The organism is Enemella evansiae (assembly GCF_004362375.1).
Classification (GTDB): Bacteria; Actinomycetota; Actinomycetes; order Propionibacteriales; family Propionibacteriaceae; genus Enemella; species Enemella evansiae.
In genome coordinates this window covers 626,743-648,270 of record NZ_SNXA01000009.1, presented here as the reverse complement: position 1 = coordinate 648,270, position 21,528 = coordinate 626,743, and the positions used below count along the sequence as shown (strand labels likewise).

General features: G+C 67.5%; 19 protein-coding genes and 1 tRNA gene. 14 read left to right on the top strand and 6 right to left on the bottom strand.

The window, feature by feature from the left end; all coding sequences use genetic code 11:
- The first annotated feature begins 1 nt into the window (after nucleotide 1).
- The 3 genes from C8D81_RS20910 to C8D81_RS11080 are packed head-to-tail and all read left to right on the top strand — an operon-like array spanning nucleotide 2 to nucleotide 2,522.
- Nucleotides 2-1,363, top strand: a complete 1,362-nt coding sequence (locus C8D81_RS20910) for a hypothetical protein (protein WP_094356968.1) — start codon at nucleotides 2-4, stop codon at nucleotides 1,361-1,363.
- Nucleotides 1,360-1,962 (top strand): hypothetical protein, encoded by a 603-nt coding sequence (locus C8D81_RS11085; RefSeq protein ID WP_094431481.1) that lies wholly within the window; start codon nucleotides 1,360-1,362, stop codon nucleotides 1,960-1,962. The genes C8D81_RS20910 and C8D81_RS11085 overlap by 4 nt, the downstream gene beginning before the upstream one ends.
- Nucleotides 1,962-2,522, top strand: a complete 561-nt coding sequence (locus tag C8D81_RS11080; protein ID WP_094431483.1) for a hypothetical protein — start codon at nucleotides 1,962-1,964, stop codon at nucleotides 2,520-2,522. The genes C8D81_RS11085 and C8D81_RS11080 overlap by 1 nt, the downstream gene beginning before the upstream one ends.
- Before the next feature lie 12 nt (nucleotides 2,523-2,534).
- Here the strand turns inward: C8D81_RS11080 and C8D81_RS11075 are convergent, their stop codons facing one another.
- From C8D81_RS11075 to C8D81_RS11065, 3 genes are read right to left on the bottom strand one after another with little or no spacing between them, the layout of a single operon-like run.
- Nucleotides 2,535-3,215, bottom strand: coding sequence for a hypothetical protein (locus tag C8D81_RS11075; RefSeq protein ID WP_094356971.1), 681 nt, complete (start codon nucleotides 3,213-3,215; stop codon nucleotides 2,535-2,537).
- A gap of 16 nt (nucleotides 3,216-3,231) precedes the next feature.
- The gene (locus tag C8D81_RS11070; protein WP_094356972.1) at nucleotides 3,232-4,026 is read right to left on the bottom strand and encodes a family 1 encapsulin nanocompartment shell protein; all 795 of its coding nucleotides are present in this window, start codon (nucleotides 4,024-4,026) and stop codon (nucleotides 3,232-3,234) included.
- 11 nt (nucleotides 4,027-4,037) lie between these two features.
- A complete protein-coding gene (locus tag C8D81_RS11065) occupies nucleotides 4,038-5,066 on the bottom strand; it encodes a Dyp-type peroxidase (RefSeq protein WP_094431486.1) in 1,029 nt (342 codons plus the stop codon).
- A gap of 595 nt (nucleotides 5,067-5,661) precedes the next feature.
- Here C8D81_RS11065 and C8D81_RS11055 point away from each other — a divergent pair.
- The 3 genes from C8D81_RS11055 to C8D81_RS11045 all read left to right on the top strand — a co-directional run bounded on the left by C8D81_RS11055 (nucleotide 5,662) and on the right by C8D81_RS11045 (nucleotide 10,077).
- Complete coding sequence (locus C8D81_RS11055) at nucleotides 5,662-6,210, top strand: RHS repeat-associated core domain-containing protein (RefSeq protein ID WP_094431490.1); 549 nt, start codon at nucleotides 5,662-5,664, stop codon at nucleotides 6,208-6,210.
- Nucleotides 6,211-7,298: 1,088 nt separating this feature from the next.
- Entirely contained in the window at nucleotides 7,299-9,380 is a 2,082-nt protein-coding gene (gene gyrB / locus C8D81_RS11050; RefSeq protein WP_094431492.1) for a DNA topoisomerase (ATP-hydrolyzing) subunit B, read from the top strand.
- A gap of 4 nt (nucleotides 9,381-9,384) precedes the next feature.
- Nucleotides 9,385-10,077, top strand: coding sequence for a GH25 family lysozyme (locus C8D81_RS11045; RefSeq protein ID WP_094431494.1), 693 nt, complete (start codon nucleotides 9,385-9,387; stop codon nucleotides 10,075-10,077).
- 72 nt (nucleotides 10,078-10,149) lie between these two features.
- Here the strand turns inward: C8D81_RS11045 and C8D81_RS11040 are convergent, their stop codons facing one another.
- Together C8D81_RS11040 and C8D81_RS11035 are read right to left on the bottom strand one after the other, a co-directional pair.
- The gene (locus C8D81_RS11040; protein WP_094399647.1) at nucleotides 10,150-10,545 is read right to left on the bottom strand and encodes a hypothetical protein; all 396 of its coding nucleotides are present in this window, start codon (nucleotides 10,543-10,545) and stop codon (nucleotides 10,150-10,152) included.
- A gap of 282 nt (nucleotides 10,546-10,827) precedes the next feature.
- Nucleotides 10,828-11,538, bottom strand: a complete 711-nt coding sequence (locus tag C8D81_RS11035) for a GntR family transcriptional regulator (protein ID WP_133626070.1) — start codon at nucleotides 11,536-11,538, stop codon at nucleotides 10,828-10,830.
- 226 nt (nucleotides 11,539-11,764) lie between these two features.
- On the opposite strand from C8D81_RS11035, the gene C8D81_RS11030 reads away from it, so the two are divergent.
- The 8 genes from C8D81_RS11030 to C8D81_RS10990 all read left to right on the top strand — a co-directional run bounded on the left by C8D81_RS11030 (nucleotide 11,765) and on the right by C8D81_RS10990 (nucleotide 20,589).
- Entirely contained in the window at nucleotides 11,765-12,304 is a 540-nt protein-coding gene (locus C8D81_RS11030) for a nuclear transport factor 2 family protein (protein ID WP_094356979.1), read from the top strand.
- A gap of 43 nt (nucleotides 12,305-12,347) precedes the next feature.
- Nucleotides 12,348-13,172, top strand: a complete 825-nt coding sequence (locus C8D81_RS11025) for a fumarylacetoacetate hydrolase family protein (RefSeq protein ID WP_094431498.1) — start codon at nucleotides 12,348-12,350, stop codon at nucleotides 13,170-13,172.
- Nucleotides 13,173-13,321: 149 nt separating this feature from the next.
- Nucleotides 13,322-13,888 (top strand): hypothetical protein, encoded by a 567-nt coding sequence (locus tag C8D81_RS11020; protein WP_133626069.1) that lies wholly within the window; start codon nucleotides 13,322-13,324, stop codon nucleotides 13,886-13,888.
- A 394-nt stretch (nucleotides 13,889-14,282) separates the two neighbouring features.
- Nucleotides 14,283-16,976 (top strand): DNA gyrase subunit A, encoded by a 2,694-nt coding sequence (gene gyrA, locus C8D81_RS11015; RefSeq protein WP_133626068.1) that lies wholly within the window; start codon nucleotides 14,283-14,285, stop codon nucleotides 16,974-16,976.
- The gene (locus C8D81_RS20905; RefSeq protein WP_166646767.1) at nucleotides 16,969-18,150 is read left to right on the top strand and encodes a DUF3566 domain-containing protein; all 1,182 of its coding nucleotides are present in this window, start codon (nucleotides 16,969-16,971) and stop codon (nucleotides 18,148-18,150) included. The genes gyrA and C8D81_RS20905 overlap by 8 nt, the downstream gene beginning before the upstream one ends.
- A 67-nt stretch (nucleotides 18,151-18,217) precedes the next feature.
- A tRNA-Ile gene (locus tag C8D81_RS11000) sits at nucleotides 18,218-18,291 on the top strand.
- A gap of 243 nt (nucleotides 18,292-18,534) precedes the next feature.
- Entirely contained in the window at nucleotides 18,535-19,686 is a 1,152-nt protein-coding gene (locus tag C8D81_RS10995) for a M20 family metallopeptidase (protein WP_094431118.1), read from the top strand.
- 66 nt (nucleotides 19,687-19,752) lie between these two features.
- Nucleotides 19,753-20,589: a fumarylacetoacetate hydrolase family protein gene (locus C8D81_RS10990; RefSeq protein ID WP_133626066.1), complete on the top strand. Its 837-nt coding sequence runs from the start codon at nucleotides 19,753-19,755 to the stop codon at nucleotides 20,587-20,589.
- 3 nt (nucleotides 20,590-20,592) lie between these two features.
- Here C8D81_RS10990 and C8D81_RS10985 read toward each other — a convergent pair whose 3' ends face one another.
- Nucleotides 20,593-21,525 carry a neutral zinc metallopeptidase gene (locus C8D81_RS10985; protein ID WP_094426534.1) on the bottom strand — a complete coding sequence of 311 codons (933 nt, stop codon included), beginning with the start codon at nucleotides 21,523-21,525 and terminating at the stop codon, nucleotides 20,593-20,595.
- Nucleotides 21,526-21,528 lie beyond the last annotated feature (3 nt).

The window sequence follows — 21,528 nt, the reverse complement described above, 5'->3', positions numbered from 1 at the left end:
AATGATCGGCGCACTGCGAGAGCTCTGGGGCTATCTCACCCAGCTTGCGGGGGACACCTGGCGGGTCTTCATCCGTCTGTTCCCCAAGTTGGTGACCCTGCAGCTGCTCGGCTGGCTCGGCTACGGTGCCAGCCTGCGGATCGCCGCCTCGCTGGTGGAGAAGTCGGCCTGGGCGGCGCTGGTCGTGTTCTCCGCCGGCTTCGTCTCGCTGCTCACCGCGATCGTGCTGCAGCTCCGGTTGGTCGGCGCGGAGCTGGGCGTACGCCAGGTGCTGCCGGAGAGTGCCCCGAACGACGACCGCGACGAATCGGTACCCCGGTTGCTCGCGTTGACGCTGCTGCCGTTCCTCGGCATCTACGCCGCCTTCGGCTATGTCCAGGAGCGGGCGCGTGAACTCGTCGTCGCCTCCCTGCAGCAGACCGGATTCCTCTCCGATGCCACGATCATGACCCAGTTCGCGCCCCGCAGCCGCGACGGCGTCCTGATGGTGATCGGGATCGTCGCGGGCGCCTACGTGGTCCGCCGCGGCCTGGACCTGCTGCACGAGTTCACCGACCGCCGGGTGCTCGGGCTGGCCGCCGCCTTCGTCGAGGCGTTCTTCATGCTCAGCCTGATCCTGGCCGGCGGCAACCTGTTGAACTTCGTCAAGAACTGGCTCGGTGACCGGGTGCTCTCTGCCTGGGTCGACGGCTGGGTGGACGGGTTGTCGGCGGTGCTCGCGCAGATCAAGATCAACCTGCCCGCGATCATCCTGGTCGTCGGGAATTTCTTGCAGGACAACCTTTTCCCGTTCCTGCTGAACGTGATCTCCCAGCCGATCGCCTGGCTCGCGGTCGCGGCCCTGGTCTACGGCTCGCACGTGCTGTCGGTGGCCGAACTGTGGCGCAAGGGCGAACCGCCGACCCGCGCGGTGGAGAAGCTCGCCGAACGCCAGCGCCGGCACCAGGCGGTCAGATCCTCCGGTGTCGGCCGCCGCGCCTGGTTGGAATTCCAGGAACTGTTCCTCGGCGACATCGACGACAAATACGTGCCCACACTGCAATCGCTGCGACTGGTGCTGCGCTCCGGCGTACTCTTCCTGGTCGCGTTCGTGCTGCTGCACCTGGCCATCACCCGCCTGGAGGACGCCTGGGCGTACGCCATCCAATGGCTGATCGGCGGGCACCGCTCGGAGTTCTGGTACACGTGGGGCCCGCTCGTCGACCTGGCCCGCGAGGTGCCGTTCCAGCCCCTGCGGATCTGCCTGCTCGCGGTCACCTTCGCCGCCTGCCTGGCCCGCTTCCGCGCCCGCGCCGAGGCCGCCGCCGACGCGGAGGCCACCGAGGCCGAGGCCGGGAAGACCGCGCCGGAGGTGACCCGATGAAGCGGCGTGACCGGGCCACCTGGCTGGCCGCCCTGGTCGCGGTCCTGGTGCTGCTGGTCACCGGAGCGGTGGACGGGGTGATCGAGCGGCGGATCGGCTCATCGGCGCCGGAGGTCTTCGACGACACCCGGGTACGCCTCGGCGAGACCGCGACCATCGACGGCGTGCAGGTGAGCGTGGACCGGCTGCAATCGGCGTACCAGTTGGATCCGCCGACCGGGAACGAGATCGACCGCGCCACCGGGATCTATCTGGTGTTCCAACTGCGCGTCGAGGCGAGCGGCAACGAACGCCCGCTCGGTCTGCAGGGCGAACTCAGCTATGCCGGGCTGACGACCGGACTGCGCAACCTGCCGACCACCGATCCGGGGACCGAGAGCACCGGGCCGGCCTATGCCGAGGTGGACCCGCAGCGCTTCCGCGCCGCCGCGGGCAGGCAGCCGGTGCAGCTGCGGCTGTGGCACGAGGAGCTCACCTACCGCTACCGGCAGCGGGCCGTCATCGACCTCGACGTCGATCCGCAACGGGCCGACGCCCTGCTCGGGGTGCCGCGGAGCACCATCCTGCCGATTCCGCGGGCGACCGCCAGGGGGATCTGATGAGCACCCGGGTTCCCGCGCGCCCGCTGCATCGCCGACGGTTCGATCCGCGGCCCTGGCTGGCGCTGTGGTGCGTGCTGATGCTCTCGGCCACCTACGTCGGTGGCTGGGCGTACTGGTCCTACACCCATCTCAACCTGCGGGTGGTGCAGCGCCCGCCCGGTGAACCGGGGCTCACCTCGAAGGGGTCCAGCTTCCGGGTGCTGTCGATGGTGCAGAGCCCGGTGCTCGCGCGCTCGGCCGACTACGGCGGGGAACCGATCACCGCCGATGAGGGGATGACCTTCGTCGCGGTCACCTTCGAGGTGACCCGTGCGGTCGATGACGAGCTCTGCCTGTTCAATCTCGCCGGTGCCGACGGGCGCAGTTACGAGAACAGCAGCAAGGTCTATGGCCGGGAGTTGCGGGCCTACTGTTCGGATTTCCCGGTCGGCGAGCCGACGCGGGGCGAACTCGCCTTCGAGATTCCCCGCAGTCAGGTCGACCGGCTGATCGGGATCTACGACACCAGCCAGCGGGACTGGCGGACCCGGCACAACGCGCTCACCCCGCCGCGCTGAGCCGCCGGTCGGTTAGTTCGTCCTGTCCGGCATCCGGGTGACCGGGCACCAGAACAGCAGCGCGGTCTGGGTCTTGCCCCAGTTCTTGCGGGAGTCGGCCATCTCTTCTGATTGCCGGCCGTATTTCTGCTGCCAGACCCCGACCTGCAGCAGGCCGGTCGGTCGCCAGGTCGCCGGGATCTCGGCGGTGATCCGCACCGGTACGCCGGTCAGGCCCGGTGCCAGCGTGCTCGGCGGCTGCGCCTCGTCGCCGAACTGCATCCGGGCCTTGAACTGGCGGCCGTTCTCCAGCATCACCAGTGCCGGGTCGAGAACCACCGCCGTCGGCTTCTTCAACTTGCTGGTGGCGGTGCCGAAAGCCACCACCGCGAACTTGTCGAAGTCCGCATCGTTGTACTGCGCCTTGGGCTGGAGGGTGATCTCGACCCGCTCCAGGGTGAGCGTGAACGGGCCGACATCGACGACCTGCCCGGCGGCGTACGTTTTGGCCCGGTCGCCGCGTTTCGCGAACCCGCCGGCGGTCAGGATGACTCCGAAGGCCAGCAGCAGGACCGCCACCACGACGAGGAGTTTCTGGCTCGCCGACCACCGCTGGTCGCCGCGTCGCGGCGGCCGCCAGCCCCGATCCAGTGGTTCTGGATCGAGGTGGATCGGCGGCAGCGAACCGGGTCGCGGCCCCAGCGGCGTACTCATCTCGGTCTGATTGCGCTCAGCCGGCGATGGCGACGCTGGCCTCGCTGGTGTAGGCGACGAAGGTCAGCGATTCCTGGAAGTAGAGCTGCACGGTCTCCGCGTCGTGGGACAGGTAGCCGATCGAGACGTCCTGGCCGAGGAACAGCTCGTAGTCACCGCCGCGGGTGCTGAGCAGCAGCGCCCCCTCGACCGCGGGCGCCCAGATCACCTCACCGTCGAGGAGCCGGTTGATGTGCTCGCGGATCGGATAGCCGTGGTCGGTGATCTCGCTGACCGCGGTGTAGTTCTCCGCCGACAGCAGCAGCGTGTAGGGCCCGTCGACCCCGGCCAGCCGCAGCTCCGAGAGCGCCTTGGCGACGACGTCCGGCAGGTCGCGGACCTCGCTGGGCACCTTGAGCTTCTTGTTCGAGCTGCTCGGCACGATGCCGGTGATGCCGGCCTCGGTGGCACCGTTGAAGATCGCGTCGTCCTCGGCGAGCGCCAGCTTGCGGACCGCGTCCTTGACCGGCTGCCAGTCGGCGTCCTGGGAGCCGCGCTCGACACCGTCCACCTCCGCGCGGGAGACCTCGAAGGGCACCCGCAGCTCGACCAGCGACTGGGTCTCGCGGAGCCGGGTACGGACCCCGTCGGTGTTGCTCAGCTCGGTCAGCCGGCCGTTGCCGACCGCGGCGAGTTCGGGACCGGCGGGGCCGCTGACATCGACGACGCGGCGGCCGGCGATCCAGCGCTTGAAGGTGCGCCGGGCCTCCTGCTCGAGGTCGGCCCAGGCGGCCTCGGAGATCGGGGCGAGTTCGCGGTGCAGGTTGTTCATTCGTGACTCCTTCACAGACCACCGATGTTGAGTGAACCATCGGTGGCGGGTTGGTGCTCGGTGGGGGTTTCGTCGCTGGCCTCGGTGCTGGCGTACGCCTCCGGTTCCTCCAGGAAACCGGCCGGGGGCACGAAGAACAGGCACCCGGTGACGGCGGTGGAGAAGTCGAGGATCCGGTCGTAGTTGCCGGCCGGCTTGCCCAGGAACATGTTCCGCAGCATCTCCTCGGTGACGCCGGGGTCGGCGGCGTATCCGATGAAGTAGGTGCCGAATTCCTCCCCGTCGAGGCGGCCGAAGGGCAGGTTGTCGCGGACGATCTGCAACTGCTTGCCGTCGGCGTCGTTGACCTGGTTGAGCGCGACGTGGGAGTTGCTGGGTTTGACGTCGTCGGGCAGTTCGATGTCGGCGAGCTTGGTCCGCCCGATCACCCGTTCCTGTTCCTCGACCGAGATCGCGTCCCAGGTGGTCAGGTCGTGCAGGTATTTCTGCACGATGACGAAGCTGCCGCCGGTCCAGACCGGGTCGTCATCACCGATCAGCGTCGCCTCGACCTGGGCCAGTGGGGCGTCGGGGTTCTCGGTGCCGTCGACGAAGCCGAGCAGGTCGCGGTCGTCCCAGTAGCGGAAGCCGTGCACCTCGTCGACGATCTCGATGGAATCGCCGAAGCGGAGCTGGAGCTGGCGGGCCAGCTCGAAGCACATGTCCACCTGCATCGAGCGGATGTGGAAGAGCAGGTCACCGGGGGTACGCGGGGCCTGATGTTTGCCGCCGTCCAGCGGGATGAACGGGTGCAGGTCGGCGGGCGGTTCGAGGTCGGGGTACGCCCGCTGCCAGAACTCCGCGCCGATCCCTGTGACGCAGCTCAGCTGACCCTCCGGCACCCGGAAGGCGACCGCCCGGATCAGCGAGGGCACATCGGTAAGGGCGTCGCGGACATCGGCCTCTCGGCCCTCCGGCACCGTCACGGTGAGAAAGATCGCCGCCCGCGCCACCGGCCGCAACACGTTCTGAGCCAGATACTCCGGAGTCCTCGAAACCACGGTCCGACCCTATCGCGCCCGGCCCACCCGTTGGCTGAGCGAGGGAGGTACGACCGACTCGAAGTCATGCCCCCGCTCATCGAGTAGCAACCCCGGCGCAGCGGAGCCACATCCCTCCGCTCATCGAGTAGCTCGCGCAGCGAGCGTGTCGAGATGAGCGTGTCGAGATGAATCGAGCCTGCCACCCGTTGGCTGAGCGAGGGACGTACGACCGAGTCGAAACCACGCCATCCGTTCATCGAGCAGCAACCCCGTCGGAGCGGAGCCACATCCCTCCGCTCATCGAGTAGCTCGCGCAGCGAGCGTGTCGAGATGAGCGTGTTCGAGATGAATCGAGCCTGCCACCCGTTGGCTGAGCAAAGGAGGTACGACCGACCACGCCGACAACACCTGGACCTACAACTACAACCTGCAGGGCCAAAAACCAGCGGGGATGACCCGGACACCGGCCGTTCCAGCCGCAGCTACGACGTGGCCGGGCAAATGCTCACCTCGACCAACGCCAAGGGTGAAACCCTCGCCTACACCTACGACCAGCTCGGCCGCAGAATCAGCCTCCGCACGCTACGTCCAGTTCGCCGGTCAGACCGTGGCCATGCGCACCAGCAGCAACGACTTCGATGTCTACACGCTCTGGCCCGACCTCAACAACACCGCTGCCTGGCAGGTCCAAAACACCAACGGGGCGGTCACCACTCAGCGCACCACCCCCTACGGCGCACCCCGTGATATGGCGACCCGGTTTGCCTCCGATTGTGGCTTCGTGCAGGGCCTGAACGACCCCGCACTCGGTATGATCCGCATCGGCGCGCGCGACTACGACCCCGCCACCGGCCGGTTCCTCCAACCCGACCCGATCCTGGATGCAAGCAGCAGCTCGACCCAGTGGAACGCATACGGCTACGGCAACAAACAACCCCACCGATCAACCCGACCCGACCGGACTCCGCCCCGACGACATGGACGGGCAGATGTACACCAGATACCTCCAGGTATTCAACGGCAGCAAGAAGAAGGGTTACAGCCATACACAATCACAAATGCGCGCAAACAATGCCGCTTACAGAACACCCTCCTGGCGGGCCGGTGGTGTCAGTTACAAGCAAGGCTATGGAATCAAGGGGTACCGTTACCAGGAGGCTGATCGAAGGTTCAGAAACTCGCGTGCTGCATACTCGAAACCTATTGCCAAAGCCCCAAAAACAAAGGCTGCGACCAAGCTAATAGCTTACCTCCATCCAGGCCGATTCTATGATCGGTACAGCAGGAATGGTTACGGATTAACACCGACCTCTTGGGCCGATATTAACAAGGCATACGGCTCGCAAACTCCACCCATGCTCCAGCCGGATCCCTGTGGGGTCGGAGTACCGTCGGGGGAAGAATCGTAGAGTATAGAGCAATGCCTATCAAGAATGGGAGCACTATCCATGTCGGAACCTACTATTTCCCCAAGCCGTAGCAGGCCGCAGTCCTGGCAACGAAAGCTACTTGAGCGACTCGCGCATGAAGACTTCGATGGGTCGACATGCCTTTTGGGACAACTGGAGTCGTTTCATGTTTCTCCAAGCTGGTCCGACAGCCTCAGCTTCCTTATTTTTCCAGAGAATCCTGTGCCGATTCCACAGATCCAAAAGGGGATACCAGTCGAGGCGGAAGCCGAGGATACTGATGGCGAGACAATTTCTATACTTTTGTCGGTGACAGACGACGGAGTGCCCGAGGAAGTCATGATCTATAGACAGGACGGTCGCCCGATCAATATAGACCCCAGTTCCATACCCAATCGATTGAAGGGATTCGTGGTCAACGGCTGACGTCTGGTGAACCGGTCCGGGGGAAATTGGAGCCTGGCCCGGTATCCCGGACAAAGTGGCCGCGGTCTTCGCCACTGATGGCCTTGAACCGCCACCAGATAGATGGGCAGCAGCCACCTGGTCGGCCGGCCCCGCGATGGCGGCGGCGAACGAAGGCCCGGCCGGACCACTCGGCGAAGCCCCGGATACTTGGGGTGAACCAAGACGGTCGGCTCGTCCAGACTCGGCCGGAGCCCCCGCTCAGACGTGACGACCAGGCGTACCGCGTGGTGGGGACCGGGGACGGGTGTCGAACCCGTCTCAACGGCATCAGCGGGCGTGTGATCGCAAACCGGTGTCCAAACGGCCCACAGATCTCCGCGAATCGGTGGTTTCTGCGGGTAGACTTGCCATGCTGTAGGGAGATAGGAGACCCATGACTGACGCCCCTGACGAGCGTCCCGACGAGACCGCGGATGTGCCGGTGCCGAACGCCGCTGCGGGCATCACCGCCGAGCAGTCCGCCACGGTCGAGGAGAAGGCCGAGGCACAGAAGAAGCATCTCGTCGACGCCGGGGTCTACGACTCCTCCGCGATCACCGTGCTGGAGGGTCTGGAGGCGGTCCGCAAGCGCCCGGGCATGTACATCGGCTCGACCGGTGAGCGCGGCCTGCACCACCTGGTCTACGAGATCGTCGACAACTCCGTCGACGAGGCGCTGGCCGGCTACTGCGACACCATCGACATCAAGGTGCTGCCCGAGGGCGGCATCTCGGTCAGTGACAACGGCCGCGGCATCCCGGTCAAGATCCACCCGCAGACCGGCATCCCCGCTGTGACGCTGGTCTACACCGAGCTGCACGCCGGCGGAAAGTTCGGCGACGGCGGCTACAAGGTCTCCGGCGGCCTGCACGGCGTCGGCGCCTCGGTCGTCAACGCCCTCTCCGACCGGCTCACCGTCGAGGTCAGCCGCGACGGCTACGTCTGGACGCAGGGCTTCCACCTGGGCGTACCGACCGGGGAACTCGAGCGCGGCGAGGAGACCGACGAGACCGGCACCAAGGTCATCTTCTACGCCTCCAGCGACATCTTCGAGACCACCGACTACTCCTTCGAGACGCTGTCCACCCGGTTCCGCGAGATGGCCTTCCTGAACAAGGGCCTGACCATCCGGATCACCGACGAGCGGCCGGACCACGTCGATGAGGACGGCCACCCGAACACCGCCGACTACCGCTACGACGAGGGCCTGATCGACTACGTCCGCTACCTCACCAAGGGCAAGGAGACGATCAACCCCACCGTCATCGATGTCGAGGCCGAGAACGCCGACGAGGGCCTCAGCGTCGAGCTGGCGATGCAGTGGACCACCGCGTACACCGAATCGGTGCACACCTTCGCCAACACCATCAACACCCATGAGGGCGGTACGCACGAGGAGGGCTTCCGCGGCGCGCTCACCAACACCGTCAACAAGTGGGGTGAGACCTGGGGCCTGATGAAGAAGGCCGACGACCGGGTCAAGGGCGAGGACATCCGCGAGGGGCTGACCGCGATCATCTCGGTCAAGCTCGCCGAACCGCAGTTCGAGGGTCAGACCAAGACCAAGCTCGGCAACACCGAGGCGCGTTCCTTCGTGCAGAAGGTCGTCAACGACAAGCTCTCCGACTGGTTCGAGGAGAACCCGACCGAGGGCAAGCTGATCGTCCGCAAGGCGCAGGACGCGGCGACCGCGCGGCAGGCGGCCCGCAAGGCCCGCGACCTGGCCCGCAACCGCAAGGGTCTGCTCGGTGGTGGCGGTCTGCCCGGCAAGCTCGCCGACTGCCAGTCGACCAACCCCGAGGAGTGCGAGGTCTTCATCGTCGAGGGTGACTCGGCGGGTGGCTCGGCCAAGGGCGGTCGGGATCCGCGGATCCAGGCGATCCTGCCGATCCGCGGCAAGATCCTGAACGTCGAGAAGGCGCGTATCGACAAGATCCTGCAGAACAAGGAGGTCGAGGCGATCATCAACGCCCTCGGCACCGGTGTGCACGAGGACTTCGACATCGCCAAACTGCGCTATCACAAGATCGTGCTGATGGCCGATGCCGACGTCGACGGCGCCCACATCCGGACCCTGCTGCTGACGCTGCTGTTCCGGTTCATGAAGCCGCTGGTCGACCACGGCTACGTCTATCTGGCCCAGCCGCCGCTGTTCCGGTTGCGGTGGACCAATGCCCCGCACGAACTCGCCTACACCGATGCCGAGCGGGATGCGCTGCGGGAGAAGGGCCTGGCCGAGGGCAAGAAGCTGCCCAACGTCAACCCGATCCAGCGTTACAAGGGTCTGGGCGAGATGAACCCCGACGACCTGTGGGAGACCACCATGGATCCCGAGCAGCGGATCCTGCTGCAGGTCACCCTCGAGGACGCCGCCCGCGCCGATGAGATGTTCTCCATCCTGATGGGCGAAGACGTCGAATCGCGCCGGCACTTCATCCAGCGCAACGCCAAAGACGTCCGCTTCCTCGACATCTGAGCCGATGACGAGCACCGTGATCGTACGCCGCCTGCGGGCGGCGGGGATCGCGGTGCTCGCACTGGCTCTGATCGGACTGGCGGTGCGCTACCTCGCGGTCCCGGCGTACCGGCCCGCGCTGCAACCCGGTGAGCTGCTCGCGGTCGACGTTTCCAACCACCAAAGGGAAATCGACTGGCAACGGGTACGCGCGGACGGGATCGGTGCGGCGATGATCAAGTCCACCGAGGGTCGGGGCTGGGTCGACCCGTTCTTCGCCCGGAACTGGGCCGAGGCCCGCCGCGCCGGGGTGCCCGCTGGGGCGTACCACTTCTTCACGGTGTGCGCACCCGGCGCCGAACAGGCCGCGAACTTCCTGCGTACCGCGCCGCCCGACCCCGCCGCGCTCGCGCCGGCGATCGACCTGGAACTGATCGGCAGCTGCACCGACCGGCCCTCGCAGCAATGGGTGGACACCGAGCTGACAGCCTTCGTCACCGCCGTCGAGGCGGCCTGGGGTCGGCCGCTCGTGGTGTACGCGCGGAACAGCTTCACCTCGGTCTACCAGATCGCACCGGTCGCCGGCCGGCCCGAGTGGACGACCAGCTTCTTTCTCCGCCCCAGTGGGGAATGGCGGATCTGGCAGGTGCAGTTCTGGGCCCGCGTCGACGGGATCAACGGCGGCGTCGACCTCGACGTCCTCCGCCCGCCGACTTGACGTTCATCGAGTAGCCGTCCCGGCACCGCGGAGCGACGCCGGGACGACGTGTCGAGATGAACAGATCGCCCCTCAGACGCCGGTCTTGGCCAGCCCCCCGGTGGACGGCTTGCTGGAACCGGTGCCGGAGCAGTACTTCAACAGGTTCACCCCGGGATAGTCCTCGAGCCCCACCTCGGTGCCATTCGCCGTCTTGGCCATCCAGCCGAAGCTCTTGCTCTCTCCCGAGGTCGCCTTCACCGACTTCGAGGCCCCGGGCGACAGCGTCACCGACTTGTTGCTCTCCGACCCCGCGTAGCCATAGGTCACCGTGGCAGTCCTGCCGCTGTTGTTGGTGAAGGTGGCCGACTGGCAACCGTAGCTGGCGGTGACCTTGCCGCTCGGTGCGGCGTGAGCGGGGGCGCCGGCGAGCGCGGCAGCGGAAACCATCCCGATGCCCAGGGCAGCGGCGGCGAAGGCCTTCTTCATCACAATCTCCTCAATGCAGGTGTGGTTCATGGGAACTCTCTAATACGGACCCAACCACATCGGCGGGGGTCATGGAACATCATTTTGCAAATCTCAGGCACAGGCCAGACTTCTCAGCCTTGGCCTTCGGGAGGTCACAACCCCGCGTCACGGACCCGCATGGCGGCGGCGGCCACCGGCGCGGGCGGAACGGTGGCGCTGGACACGGTCACCGACACGATCGTTGCGAAGCTGACCTACTTCGCGGTGGGCACCAAACGCTGACGACTCACCGCGGCCGGGTCACGCGCGGGTAACCAGCGCCAATGCCTCGCGTACCGGTCGCGGGTCGAAGGCCGGATCGGTCATCGAGAGCAGGCTCAGCGCGGTGCGCGCGAGGTGCTGGGAAAGAGCGTGCACGGCCTGATCCGCGTCGCGGTCCGCGCAGGCGTCGGTGATCGCATGATGATCCGCGCGGCCGATGTCGAAGGAGATCGGCCGGCTGACCAGCAGGGCGCGCCGGTACCGCTCGCAGTAGTCGGCCAGATCGTAGGCGGCCCCGGTGATCCGCTCCCCGGCGTGACTGATCAGCAGGCGGTGGAAGCGCCGGTGATAGGTCTCCCAGACATCGACGGTCTCCGGGTCGGCGTACTCATCCATCGAAGCGAGCAGATCCCGCAGCTCCGCGATATCGGCCGTGGTGAACTTCGGGACGCTGAGCCGGATGCCGAGCGCCTCCTCGGTGATCCGCAGCGCGTAGAGGTCGACCAGGTCGGTGGAGTCGAGCCCGGCGATCCGAACGCGGCGGTTGAGCTCGGCGGTGACCAGGTGTTCACGTTGCAGCATCCGCAACGCCTCCCGCAGCGGCGTCCGGTTCACACCGAGCCGTTCGGCCAGCTTCACCTGGCTGATCACCGCACCCGCCTCGAGCTGTCCGTGCAGGATCTCGTTCCGGAGCTGGACGAAGATCTCATCGACCGACATCGTCGGCGACGCCTTCGCTTCGATGGTCACGTCTGCCAGGCCTTTCACTGGGTGCCCGGTCGGGCACGGTCCGAAGGGGTACCGATCTGCTTGGGCAGCCTACCGCGCCTACCGGAATCGGTGTCGAGAGAAACTGTTGACAGATTTCTCGGACAGGCCTAGCGTCGAAGGCAATCCCTCGGCACATGAGAGATCTGTTGCCAGGAACTGTCAGCAGGAGGATGACGCCGTGGGGCCATTCCAAGGGAGGAGAACGATGACCATCAACGAGGATGAGGTCCTGCCGGGACCGATCGACACGTCCACGATGACCCGCGATGAGTTGATCGCCCACAACCTCAAGGTCGTGGAGGCGCACTTCCACAACGAGGCGCCGGAGACCGTGGACAAGGCGATCGCGCTCTACGGACCCGAGATCAGCTGGGAGGGGCCGAACCGCGGCCAGCATCTCACCGACCCGGCCAAGGTGCGCGAGGCGTACATGGGGATCTACAGCACGGTGCATTTCAACAAGGCGACGACGCTGCGCCGCTTCGCCACCGAGGACTACGTGTTCGACGACCAGGTGATCGACATGACCGTCGTCGGGGACCAGATGCCCAACCTGCCGTTCAAACCCGGCGACCGACTCAGCATGCGGCTGGTGCATCTGTTCGAGATGAAGGACGGCCAGATCGTCCGCGAGATCGCCTACGAGATGTCTCGGCCCTACGGCAGTGATCTGGCCAATGACGCGATCCCCGAGGGTGCCGTCGTCGAGGAGTTCCCGACCGGGCCGCACTACGGTCAACCCTGATCAACCGCGTGTGACGCCAAGAAGCCAACCAGAGAAGGAAATCATGAAACTGACCGGATTCGTGCAGGACGGGGTACGCCACATCGGCGCCATCGAGGGCGATGGGGTACGCGACCTGGGGAGTGCCGCGGACTTCTATCGGGACCCGAAGGCGGCGCTCACCGGATCCGGGGGTGAGGTACGCCCGCTCGCCGGCCTCGAGCTGACTCCGGCCGTGCCCGAGACCGCCCGGATCTTCTGTGTGGGCATCAATTACCGCAGTCATGCCGACGAGTCGAAGGACCTCGCCGGTCTGGACGAGCCGAAGGTGCCGATGATCTTCGGCCGCTGGCAGCAGTCGCTGACCGTCGATGGGGTCGGCGTGCCGGTGCCGCCGAACGAACCCGGTCTGGACTGGGAGGTGGAGCTCGCCGCGGTGATCGGGGACGAGGTCTGGCAGGCCGATGAGCAGAACGCCGACGATCACGTCTTGGGTTATGCGGCGTTCAACGACCTGTCCGCGCGGACCAAGCAGTTGGAGACCCCGCAGTTCACGGTGGGCAAGAATGCCGACCTGAGTGGCCCGATCTCTCCGGTGGTGACCGCCGACGACGTCCCGAATCCCGGCGAGCTCGAGGTGACCACCCGCGTCAACGGCGAGGTGATGCAGAAGGGCAACACCCGCGACCTGATCCACTCGGTGAGCAGGATCATCGCCTACATCACCGACACGATCACTCTGCTGCCCGGTGATGTCATCGCCACCGGTACGCCCGGTGGCATCGGCGCCGGCCGCAAGCCCCCGGTCTTCCTGCACCCCGGTGACGAGGTGACCGTCGAGGTCGAATCCGTCGGTACGGTCAGCAACCCGATCATCGCCAGGAGCTGAGTTTCCGCGCGTTCGCGATCCAGCGAATCTTTTGGTGATACCGCTTGCCCTATAGGGCTGGCGGGATGCACGTACGGTTCGCTGGATCGCAGTTGGGTTCAGTCCGCGGGCGGAGCCCGGTGAGCCGGTCGGTACCTACCCTGATTCACATGAAGGACGGTTCCGCACCAGAGGAGTTCGGGCCCACGCACCCGACGGTGCGTGACATCCGGCGCGAGCACTGGGGCCTGGTCCACCGGGTGGAGAGACTGGAGCGTCGCCAGTTCGGCATGGTCCAGGTGACGGCGCTGGTCGCCCTGATCGCCGGACTGTTCCTGCCCTTCATGACCGACGAGGACGGGGACCTCGGTGACGAATCGCTGTCGCTGCTGTCGCTGATCGTCAGATTGTTCACCGACAAGGCTCCCGAGGGCCATTGGATCACCTTCGGTGTGCTGCCGGCCGTCTGGGGCGCGACCGTCGTAGCCGTCGTGGCCGCCCTGTTGTGGTTCGCCGGTGAGCGATCCGAACGGTCGGCGAAACTGGCCCAGATCGGTGCCGTCGTGCTCGGTCTCGGAGTCGGATTCACCTGGCTCCAGTTCGTGCTGCTCGAGTCGCCCAGATGGGGCATCTTCGGTGAGGCCAGAGTCACCATCGCTACAGCGGCGTCGCTCTCGCTCATCGCCGGAGCCATCCTCACCCTGTTCGCCGTGCACGTCGGCTCCGATTCCCGCTGAGTCAGTCCGCGGGACCGACCGGTACCTCGGCGATCCACTACCTGCCCATCCATCGAGCCCACAGTGCACCCATCGCGTGCTGCAGCGCTCGATGGATGCACCCAGGCCTCGATGGATCGCGGGGCCAGCTCGAGCCGAGCCGCCCGGCGATCCGGGTCGCCGCGTCGGCCTGCGAACCGTCTGCCGAGACCCCTCATCTCCACCTCCGGTCTGAATCTTTCCAGTCGATGGGCCCACACGCCGCGATGAGGCGTACCAACTGGTTCTGACCGGATAGAATCGCCGAGATGGCCAAGTCGCGATATGGGTGTGCCCGCCGGGAGGCTCCTCCCGCCGCTGCGGCGTACCCATTTCAATGGCGGGTCCCGCCGGGCCCGATCAGTGAGGATGCTCGATGACAGACACCCCGGACGAGCCGACCAACGAGAGCGATTCGGTGGTCGACGAGATCACCCCGCCCGAGAAGGGCACCACCGAACCGATCGACCTGCAGGTCGAGATCCAACGGTCCTACCTCGACTACGCGATGAGCGTGATCGTCGGCCGCGCGTTGCCGGACGTCAAGGACGGTCTCAAGCCGGTACACCGCCGCGTGCTCTACGCCATGTACGACGGCGGTTACCGCCCGGATCGCGGCTGGAACAAGTGCTCCCGGATCGTCGGCGAGGTGATGGGCCTCTACCACCCGCACGGTGACTCGGCGATCTACGACACCCTGGTACGCCTGGCGCAGCCCTGGGTGATGCGCGCCCCGCTGGTCTCCTCGCAGGGCAACTTCGGTTCGCCCGGCAACGACAAGGCCGCCGCGATGCGGTACACTGAGTGCAAGATGGCGCCGCTGGCCATGGAGATGGTCCGCGACATCGACGAGGACACCGTCGACTTCAAGCCCAACTACGACAACCGCGAGCAGGAACCGGTCGTGCTCCCCAGCCGGTTCCCGAACCTGCTGGTCAACGGCTCCACCGGGATCGCGGTCGGGATGGCCACCAACATCCCCACCCACAACCTGCGTGAGGTCGCCGAGGCCGTGCAGTGGAGCCTGCAGCACCCCGACGCGCCCGCCGAGGAGCTCCTCGAGGCCGCGATCGAGCGGGTCAAGGGCCCCGACTTCCCCAACGGTGCGCTGATCGTCGGCCGCAAGGGCATCGAGGACGCCTGCCGCACCGGCCGCGGGTCGGTCACCATGCGCGCGGTGATCGACATCGAGGAGGACAAGAACGGCCGCCAGCTGCTGGTCGTCACCGAGCTGCCGCACATGTGCAACCCGGACAACCTGGCGCTGAAGATCGCCGAACTGGTCAACTCCGGCCGGCTCCAAGGGATCTCCGACATCCGCGACGACTCCTCCGCGCGGACCGGTCAGCGGCTGGTCATCGTGCTCAAGCGCGACGCCCAGCCGCGCGTGGTGATGAACAACCTCTACAAGCACACCGCGCTGCAGGACACCTTCGGCTGCAACATGCTGGCGCTCGTCGACGACGTGCCGCGCACCCTGCGGCTGGACCAGTTCATCTCCTTCTGGATCGCCCACCAGCTCGACGTGATCCGCCGACGTACCCAGTACCGGTTGAACAAGGCCGAGGAACAGGCCCACATCTACCGCGGCCTGGTGAAGGCGCTGGACGCGCTCGACGAGGTCATCGCGCTGATCCGCCGCTCGCCGTCCACCGAGGAGGCGCGCGAGGGTCTGAAGGAACTGCTGGACATCGACGACGTCCAGGCCACCGCGATCCTGGACATGCAGCTGCGCCGGCTGGCTGCCCTCGAGCGGCAGAAGATCATCGACACCCTGGCCGAGATCGAGAAGCGGATCGCCGAGCTGAAGGCGATCCTGGCCTCGGAGGACCGACAGCGCGAGATCATCGGCAGCGAGCTCGCCGAGGTCGTCGACAAGTACGGCGACGACCGGCGTACCCGGATCATCTCCGCCGACGGCGACCTGTCCGATGAGGACTTCATCCCCGACGAGGACGTGGTCGTCACCATCACCCAGGGCGGGTACGCCAAGCGCACCCGCACCGACCTCTACCGGGTGCAGAAGCGCGGCGGCCGCGGCGTACGCGGCGCCAGCCTGCGCGCCGACGACGAGGTGGCGCACCTGTTCACCACCACCAACCACCACTGGATCCTGTTCTTCACCAACATGGGCCGGGTCTACCGGGCCAAGGTGTGGCAGTTGCCCGAGGGCGGCCGGGACTCCCGCGGTTCGCACGTGGCCGGGTTGCTCAGCTTCCTGCCCGAGGAGAAGATCGCGCAGGTGCTGGCGATCCGCGGGTACGAGGATGCGGAATATCTGCTGCTGGCCACCCGCAACGGGCTGGTCAAGAAGACCGCACTGCCGGCGTACGACTCACCGCGCCAGGCCGGCGTGATCGCGATCAACTTCCGCGACGAGGACGACGAGCTGATCGGCGCCGGGCTGGTCAGCCCCGAGGACGATGTGCTGCTGATCTCGCGCAACGGCCAGTCGATCCGGTTCGCCGCCGATGACGCGCAGCTGCGGCCGATGGGCCGGGCGACCTCCGGTGTCACCGGGATGAAGTTCCGCGACGACGACAAGCTGCTGTCGATGGCCGTCATCGATGCGGACCTGCCCGAGGACGACCGCTACGTGTTCACCGTCACCGACGGTGGCTACGCCAAGCGCACCAAGGTCAGCGAATATCGCCAGCAGGGCCGCGGTGGCCTGGGTATCAAGGCGATGCGGCTGAACGAGGGCCGCGGCGAGCTGGTCGGCGGTCTGGTGGTGCAGGAGAGCGACGAGATCATCGCGATCAAGCAGTCCGGACAGATCACCCGCAGCAGTGTCGCCGAGGTTCCGGTCAAGGGACGTGACACGATGGGAGTCAAGTTCGTCGGGGTGAAGGGCAATGACGCGGTCTCGCTGATCGCCCTCAACCCGGAGGAACAGGTCGCGGCCGAGGCGGAGGCGGCCGAGGAGGCTGCCGCTGGTGACGGTCCGGCCGAGGAGGTCGTGGTCGAGGTGGACGAATCGACCGCGGTTGAGTCCGGCGGGCATGATGGGTCGCCGGATGACGATGTGAACGAGGACGCCGCCGAGGCGGAGGAGGACAACCGTGAGTGATCCGCAGGGCACCGGCCGCACCCGTCAGGGTGGCCAGTCGGATGCCGAGCAGACCGTTGTTCGCGGTCAGCAGGACTTCTACGGTCAGGGTGGCCAACCGGGCGGTGACGCCGCCAGTCGCGCAGATCGCGTGATGGGCCGGATTCGCGGCGGTCAGGCGGGCCAGTCCTCCGGTGCCGCGAGCCCGAACGGCTCCGGTGACGGTGCGGGCCCGGCGCGGGCCCGGCAGCAGTCGGGTACGCCGCAGCAGGCGCCCGCCGCGCCGCAGTCCCCGGCCCAGCCCGCGCAGCGCGCCCAGCAGCCGCAGCAACAGCCGGCGCCGCGGAACGAGGCGGACCAGCCGACCGCGCAGAACCCGACCCCCGGCCGGCAGCTCTTCCGCCCCGGGCAGGATTCGCCGGCGGGTGCGGGTGCCGCGGGTGCCGGTGCCGCGGGTGCCGAGCAGGCTGGTACGCAGCAGCAGCCCACCACCACCGAGTCCAAGGGTGCCGGTGCCCGGTTGGCCGGCGGCGCGGCAGCGGTCGGTGCCGGGGCGGGCGCCCTGGCGGCCAAGCTCCGCGGCCGTGATCGCGGCGACCAGACCACGGCCGGTCAGCAGGTCAGCCGGACCGGTGACCCGAACGCCGGCCAGGCCGGCAGCGGGCGCCCGAGCTTCACCGAGCCGAGCAGCGACACCGGTGCCGCGGCCGCTGCCGTGCCGCCGCCGGCGGCGCGGTCCGGTGAGGACACCCACGAGCCCGAGGGTTCGGCCGCCGAGCTGAGCCGCCGCCCCGCGACCCGCAGCACGCTGGGCGCCGCCCGGCGTACTCGCAAGGCCCGGTTGCGGCTCTCCCAGGTCGACCCGTGGTCGGTGATGAAGACGGCGTTCCTGTTCTCGGTCGCGGCCGGCATCGTGCTCTGGGTCGCCACCGGCACCGTCTGGGCCGTGATCGGCTCGTCGGGCCTGTTCGACGAGATCAACAAGATGGTCGGCGATGTGATCCAGACCCCGGGTGACACCACCCCGTTCCGGATCCAGGACTACATCAACACCAACAAGGTGATGGGCACCGCGGCGCTGATCGCGGTGATCGATGTGGTGATCTTCACCGCGCTGGCCACCCTCGGTGCCTTCCTCTACAACCTGGCCTCGGCGATGATCGGCGGCCTGGAGGTCACCCTCGCCGAAGACTGAGCGGTATTGATTTGAGGCGTCAGCGCCGGGTGTAGTAGCCTTCATCCTCGGTGCTGATGCGCCGCCCGCGCCTATAGCTCAGACGGTTAGAGCGCTGCCCTGATAAGGCAGAGGTCACTGGTTCAAGTCCAGTTAGGCGCACCGACCACGAACCGCCTCCCGGATCCAGGGAGGCGGTTTTCTGGTTCCTCGTGGCCTGACGCCGGGGCCGCTAGCGTGAGGGTGTCGGGACGACGTGGCTTCGACTCGCTCGTTCCTCGCTCGCTCAGCCGACGTAGCAGGAGACTCGTTCCTCGCTCGCTCAGCCGACGTAGCAGGAGACTCGTTCCTCGCTCGCTCAGCCGACGTGAGCGACCGTATCGACCGACTGGAGGCGACCGCCCGATGACCACCCCCGACGAGCTGCTGGACTGGCTCCGCGACCACACCGACGAACTGGTGGCCGACGCCAGCTGGCTGGTCGACCTGGAGACCCCGAGCGACGATCTTGGCCTGCTGGAACAGGGATTGCCGCAGATCGTCGACTGGGTACGCCGCCGCGTCCCCGGCTTCGAGGTGGTCACCGAGCACCCGGCCAGCGAGACCGCCGGTGCGGCCGTGGTGCTCGAGCTGGCCGGCTCCGGGTCGCAACCGGTCACGATGCTCTGCCACGTCGACACCGTCTTTCCCACCGGTACGGTCGCCGAACGGCCCGCCGCGGTCACCGACGGCGTACTGCGCGGCCCCGGCTGCTTCGACATGAAGGTCGGTGTCGTGCAGGCGATCTGGGCGGTGCGCGCGCTGCGGCAGCTCGACAGCCCGCTGCCCACCCTGCGGCTGGTCATCAACACCGACGAGGAGACCGGCAGCTACAACTCCCGCCCGGTGATCGAGGACGCCGCTCGCGACGCCGCCGCCGTACTGGTCTTCGAGGCCGCCGCCGACGGCAGGCTGAAGACCGCCCGCAAGGGGGTCGGCATCTTCACCCTGGCCGTGACCGGTGTCGAGGCCCATGCCGGGCTCGACCCGACCAAGGGGGTCAGCGCGATCGACGAACTGGCCCGGCTGATCCTGCAGCTGCACGGCCTCACCGACCTGGCCGCGGGTACCACCGTCAACGTCGGGGTGATCCGCGGCGGCACCCGCAACAACGTCACCGCCGGTCGCGCCGAGGCCACCATCGACGTCCGGGTCGCCACGATGGCCGAACAGCAGCGGATCCAGCAGGCCTTCGACAGCCTGGCCACCCATCACCCCGACGCGAGAATCGAGGTCGGTGGCGGCTGGAACCGGCCGGTGATGGAGCGTACCGAGGCCAACGCGCGGATCTTCAACCAGGCAAAGGAGATCGCCACCCAGCTCGGCCTGGGGCTCGACGAGATCTCGGTCGGTGGTGCCTCCGACGGCAACTTCGCCAGCGCCCTCGGCCTGCCGGTGCTGGACGGTCTCGGCGCGACCGGTGCCGGTGCGCACGCCCTGCACGAGCACGCCGTGGTGGCCACCATCCCGGAACGGACCGCGATCGCGGCCGCGGTGATCGCCGCCCACGCGGGGTGACCCGGTGACCCGCCCCGGCTGAGGTGGGTATCGTCGCCCTCGACCACCGCCGAGAGGACTCAGCTGATGAAGCTCGCCACCATCCGCACCGTGAACCTGACCACCGTGGTCCGGGTGATCGACGACGAACACGGGGTCGACCTCGGGGTGGCCGATATCGGTGAGCTGCTCGCCGATCCCGACTGGGTGGAGCGGGCCGCCGGTGACGGGCCGCGGGTCGATCTGGCCGACTTCGACTACGCGCCCCTGGTCACCCGGCCGGGCAAGGTCGTCTGCGTCGGCCTCAACTACGCCAACCACATCACCGAGATGGGCCGGGAGCTGCCCGAGCACCCGACGATCTTCGCCAAGTGGACCGAGACCCTGATCGGCGCCCGGGACGAGATCACGCTGCCCCCGGAATCCGCCGAGGTGGACTGGGAGGCCGAACTGGCCATCGTGATCGGCCGCAGCGTACGCCGCGCCGACGAGCAGCAGGCGACCGCCGCGATCGCCGGTTTCTCGATCCTCAACGATGTCTCGATGCGCGACTGGCAGCGGCGTACGCCGATGTGGGACCAGGGCAAGAACTTCGAGCACAGCACCCCGCTCGGCCCCTGGCTGGTCACCCCCGAGGAGCTGCCCGGCGGCGTACGCCCGGAACTGCGGATCAGCTGTTCGGTCAACGACGACGTCCGCCAGGACGACAGCACCGGCGATCTGGTCTTCGACCCGATCGACCTGGTCCGCTACGTGTCGACCTTCGTCACCCTGCATCCCGGCGATGTGATCGCGACCGGTACGCCCGGCGGCGTGGGCGCGGGCCGCAAGCCACCGGTGTTCCTCGCCGACGGTGACGTCGTCACCACCCGCATCGAGCAGCTCGGCGAGTGCGTGAACACCGTTGTCGCGGAACGGCTCTGAGCCTCACTCCACCTGGTCGGCGGGGGCGGAATAGGTGTTGCAGGCCTTGTAGTACATCGGCCCGGTACTGGTCCCGCCGGCGGCGATCCACCGGTTGTTGGCCCGGCCGGTGCCGTGGGTACTGGCTCCCTGGGGATCCATCGACCTGGTTCCGTCGATGAACTCCTGATAGCCGACCCTGCTGCGCAGCGGGCTCCAGTCTCCGTTCAGCAGGGCCCCGGCGACGCACTGGGCCTGCAGCTCGTTGCGCCGAGTCAGCTCGTTCTCCTTGATCTTGCCGTTCGGCTGCCCCTGGGTCGCCTGGCGCTGTTCGTGGTTGATCTCCAGCAGACCGGTGACCAGTTGCAGATGGTGCGCGTACTCGTGCGCGATCACACCCACATAGGGCCCGTGCTGCTCCTGCCAGTCAGCGTGGTAGTAGATCACCTGGTTCCCGCCGCAGTACGCCGCAGCCCAGTTCTGCTGCTCCTCCGCGGCGCCGCACGGGGAGGACGCCATCTCACCCTCCTCGGCCAGCGTCGGGGCGACGGTCGGCAACCCGGCCCGCTCCAGGGCCTCCCGGTTGCTGGCCACCAGGCAGTCCAGCACCGTCTGCAGATAGCCACGCAGCTCACCGGCCGGTACCCGGTCGGTGCGTTCGGTGAACCCCGGGCAGGCGACCACGTTGAGCTCGAGCCGGTACAACGGCGAGTCGGTCGGATCAGTGAGCGTCGGCGGGGTCGGGGTGGGGCTCGGCGTCGGGGAAGGCGACGCGTCCGGGGAGGCCCCGCCACCCGCGCGGCCGGCCTGCTGACCGGCGCCGGCGCCCGCCGGCGCAGGCGTTGCGGGCAGCAGCGTGAAGCCCACCAGGCTGGCGATCAGGACGACGGTGAGCACCCCGAATCCCCACCAGACGGTGCGGTCCGAGGTGGCCGAAGGGGGCCGTGGCGAACTCATTGA

Bases quoted from the DNA above. Each gene is read 5' to 3' on its own strand.
- C8D81_RS20910 (WP_094356968.1), top strand. From the start codon at position 2: ATGATCGGCGCACTGCGAGAGCTCTGGGGCTATCTCACCCAGCTTGCG.
- C8D81_RS11085 (WP_094431481.1), top strand. From the start codon at position 1,360: ATGAAGCGGCGTGACCGGGCCACCTGGCTGGCCGCCCTGGTCGCGGTC.
- C8D81_RS11080 (WP_094431483.1), top strand. From the start codon at position 1,962: ATGAGCACCCGGGTTCCCGCGCGCCCGCTGCATCGCCGACGGTTCGAT.
- C8D81_RS11075 (WP_094356971.1), bottom strand. From the start codon at position 3,215: ATGAGTACGCCGCTGGGGCCGCGACCCGGTTCGCTGCCGCCGATCCAC.
- C8D81_RS11070 (WP_094356972.1), bottom strand. From the start codon at position 4,026: ATGAACAACCTGCACCGCGAACTCGCCCCGATCTCCGAGGCCGCCTGG.
- C8D81_RS11055 (WP_094431490.1), top strand. From the start codon at position 5,662: ATGCGCACCAGCAGCAACGACTTCGATGTCTACACGCTCTGGCCCGAC.
- gyrB (WP_094431492.1), top strand. From the start codon at position 7,299: ATGACTGACGCCCCTGACGAGCGTCCCGACGAGACCGCGGATGTGCCG.
- C8D81_RS11045 (WP_094431494.1), top strand. From the start codon at position 9,385: ATGACGAGCACCGTGATCGTACGCCGCCTGCGGGCGGCGGGGATCGCG.
- C8D81_RS11040 (WP_094399647.1), bottom strand. From the start codon at position 10,545: ATGAAGAAGGCCTTCGCCGCCGCTGCCCTGGGCATCGGGATGGTTTCC.
- C8D81_RS11030 (WP_094356979.1), top strand. From the start codon at position 11,765: ATGACCATCAACGAGGATGAGGTCCTGCCGGGACCGATCGACACGTCC.
- C8D81_RS11025 (WP_094431498.1), top strand. From the start codon at position 12,348: ATGAAACTGACCGGATTCGTGCAGGACGGGGTACGCCACATCGGCGCC.
- C8D81_RS11020 (WP_133626069.1), top strand. From the start codon at position 13,322: ATGAAGGACGGTTCCGCACCAGAGGAGTTCGGGCCCACGCACCCGACG.
- gyrA (WP_133626068.1), top strand. From the start codon at position 14,283: ATGACAGACACCCCGGACGAGCCGACCAACGAGAGCGATTCGGTGGTC.
- C8D81_RS10995 (WP_094431118.1), top strand. From the start codon at position 18,535: ATGACCACCCCCGACGAGCTGCTGGACTGGCTCCGCGACCACACCGAC.
- C8D81_RS10990 (WP_133626066.1), top strand. From the start codon at position 19,753: ATGAAGCTCGCCACCATCCGCACCGTGAACCTGACCACCGTGGTCCGG.
- C8D81_RS10985 (WP_094426534.1), bottom strand. From the start codon at position 21,525: ATGAGTTCGCCACGGCCCCCTTCGGCCACCTCGGACCGCACCGTCTGG.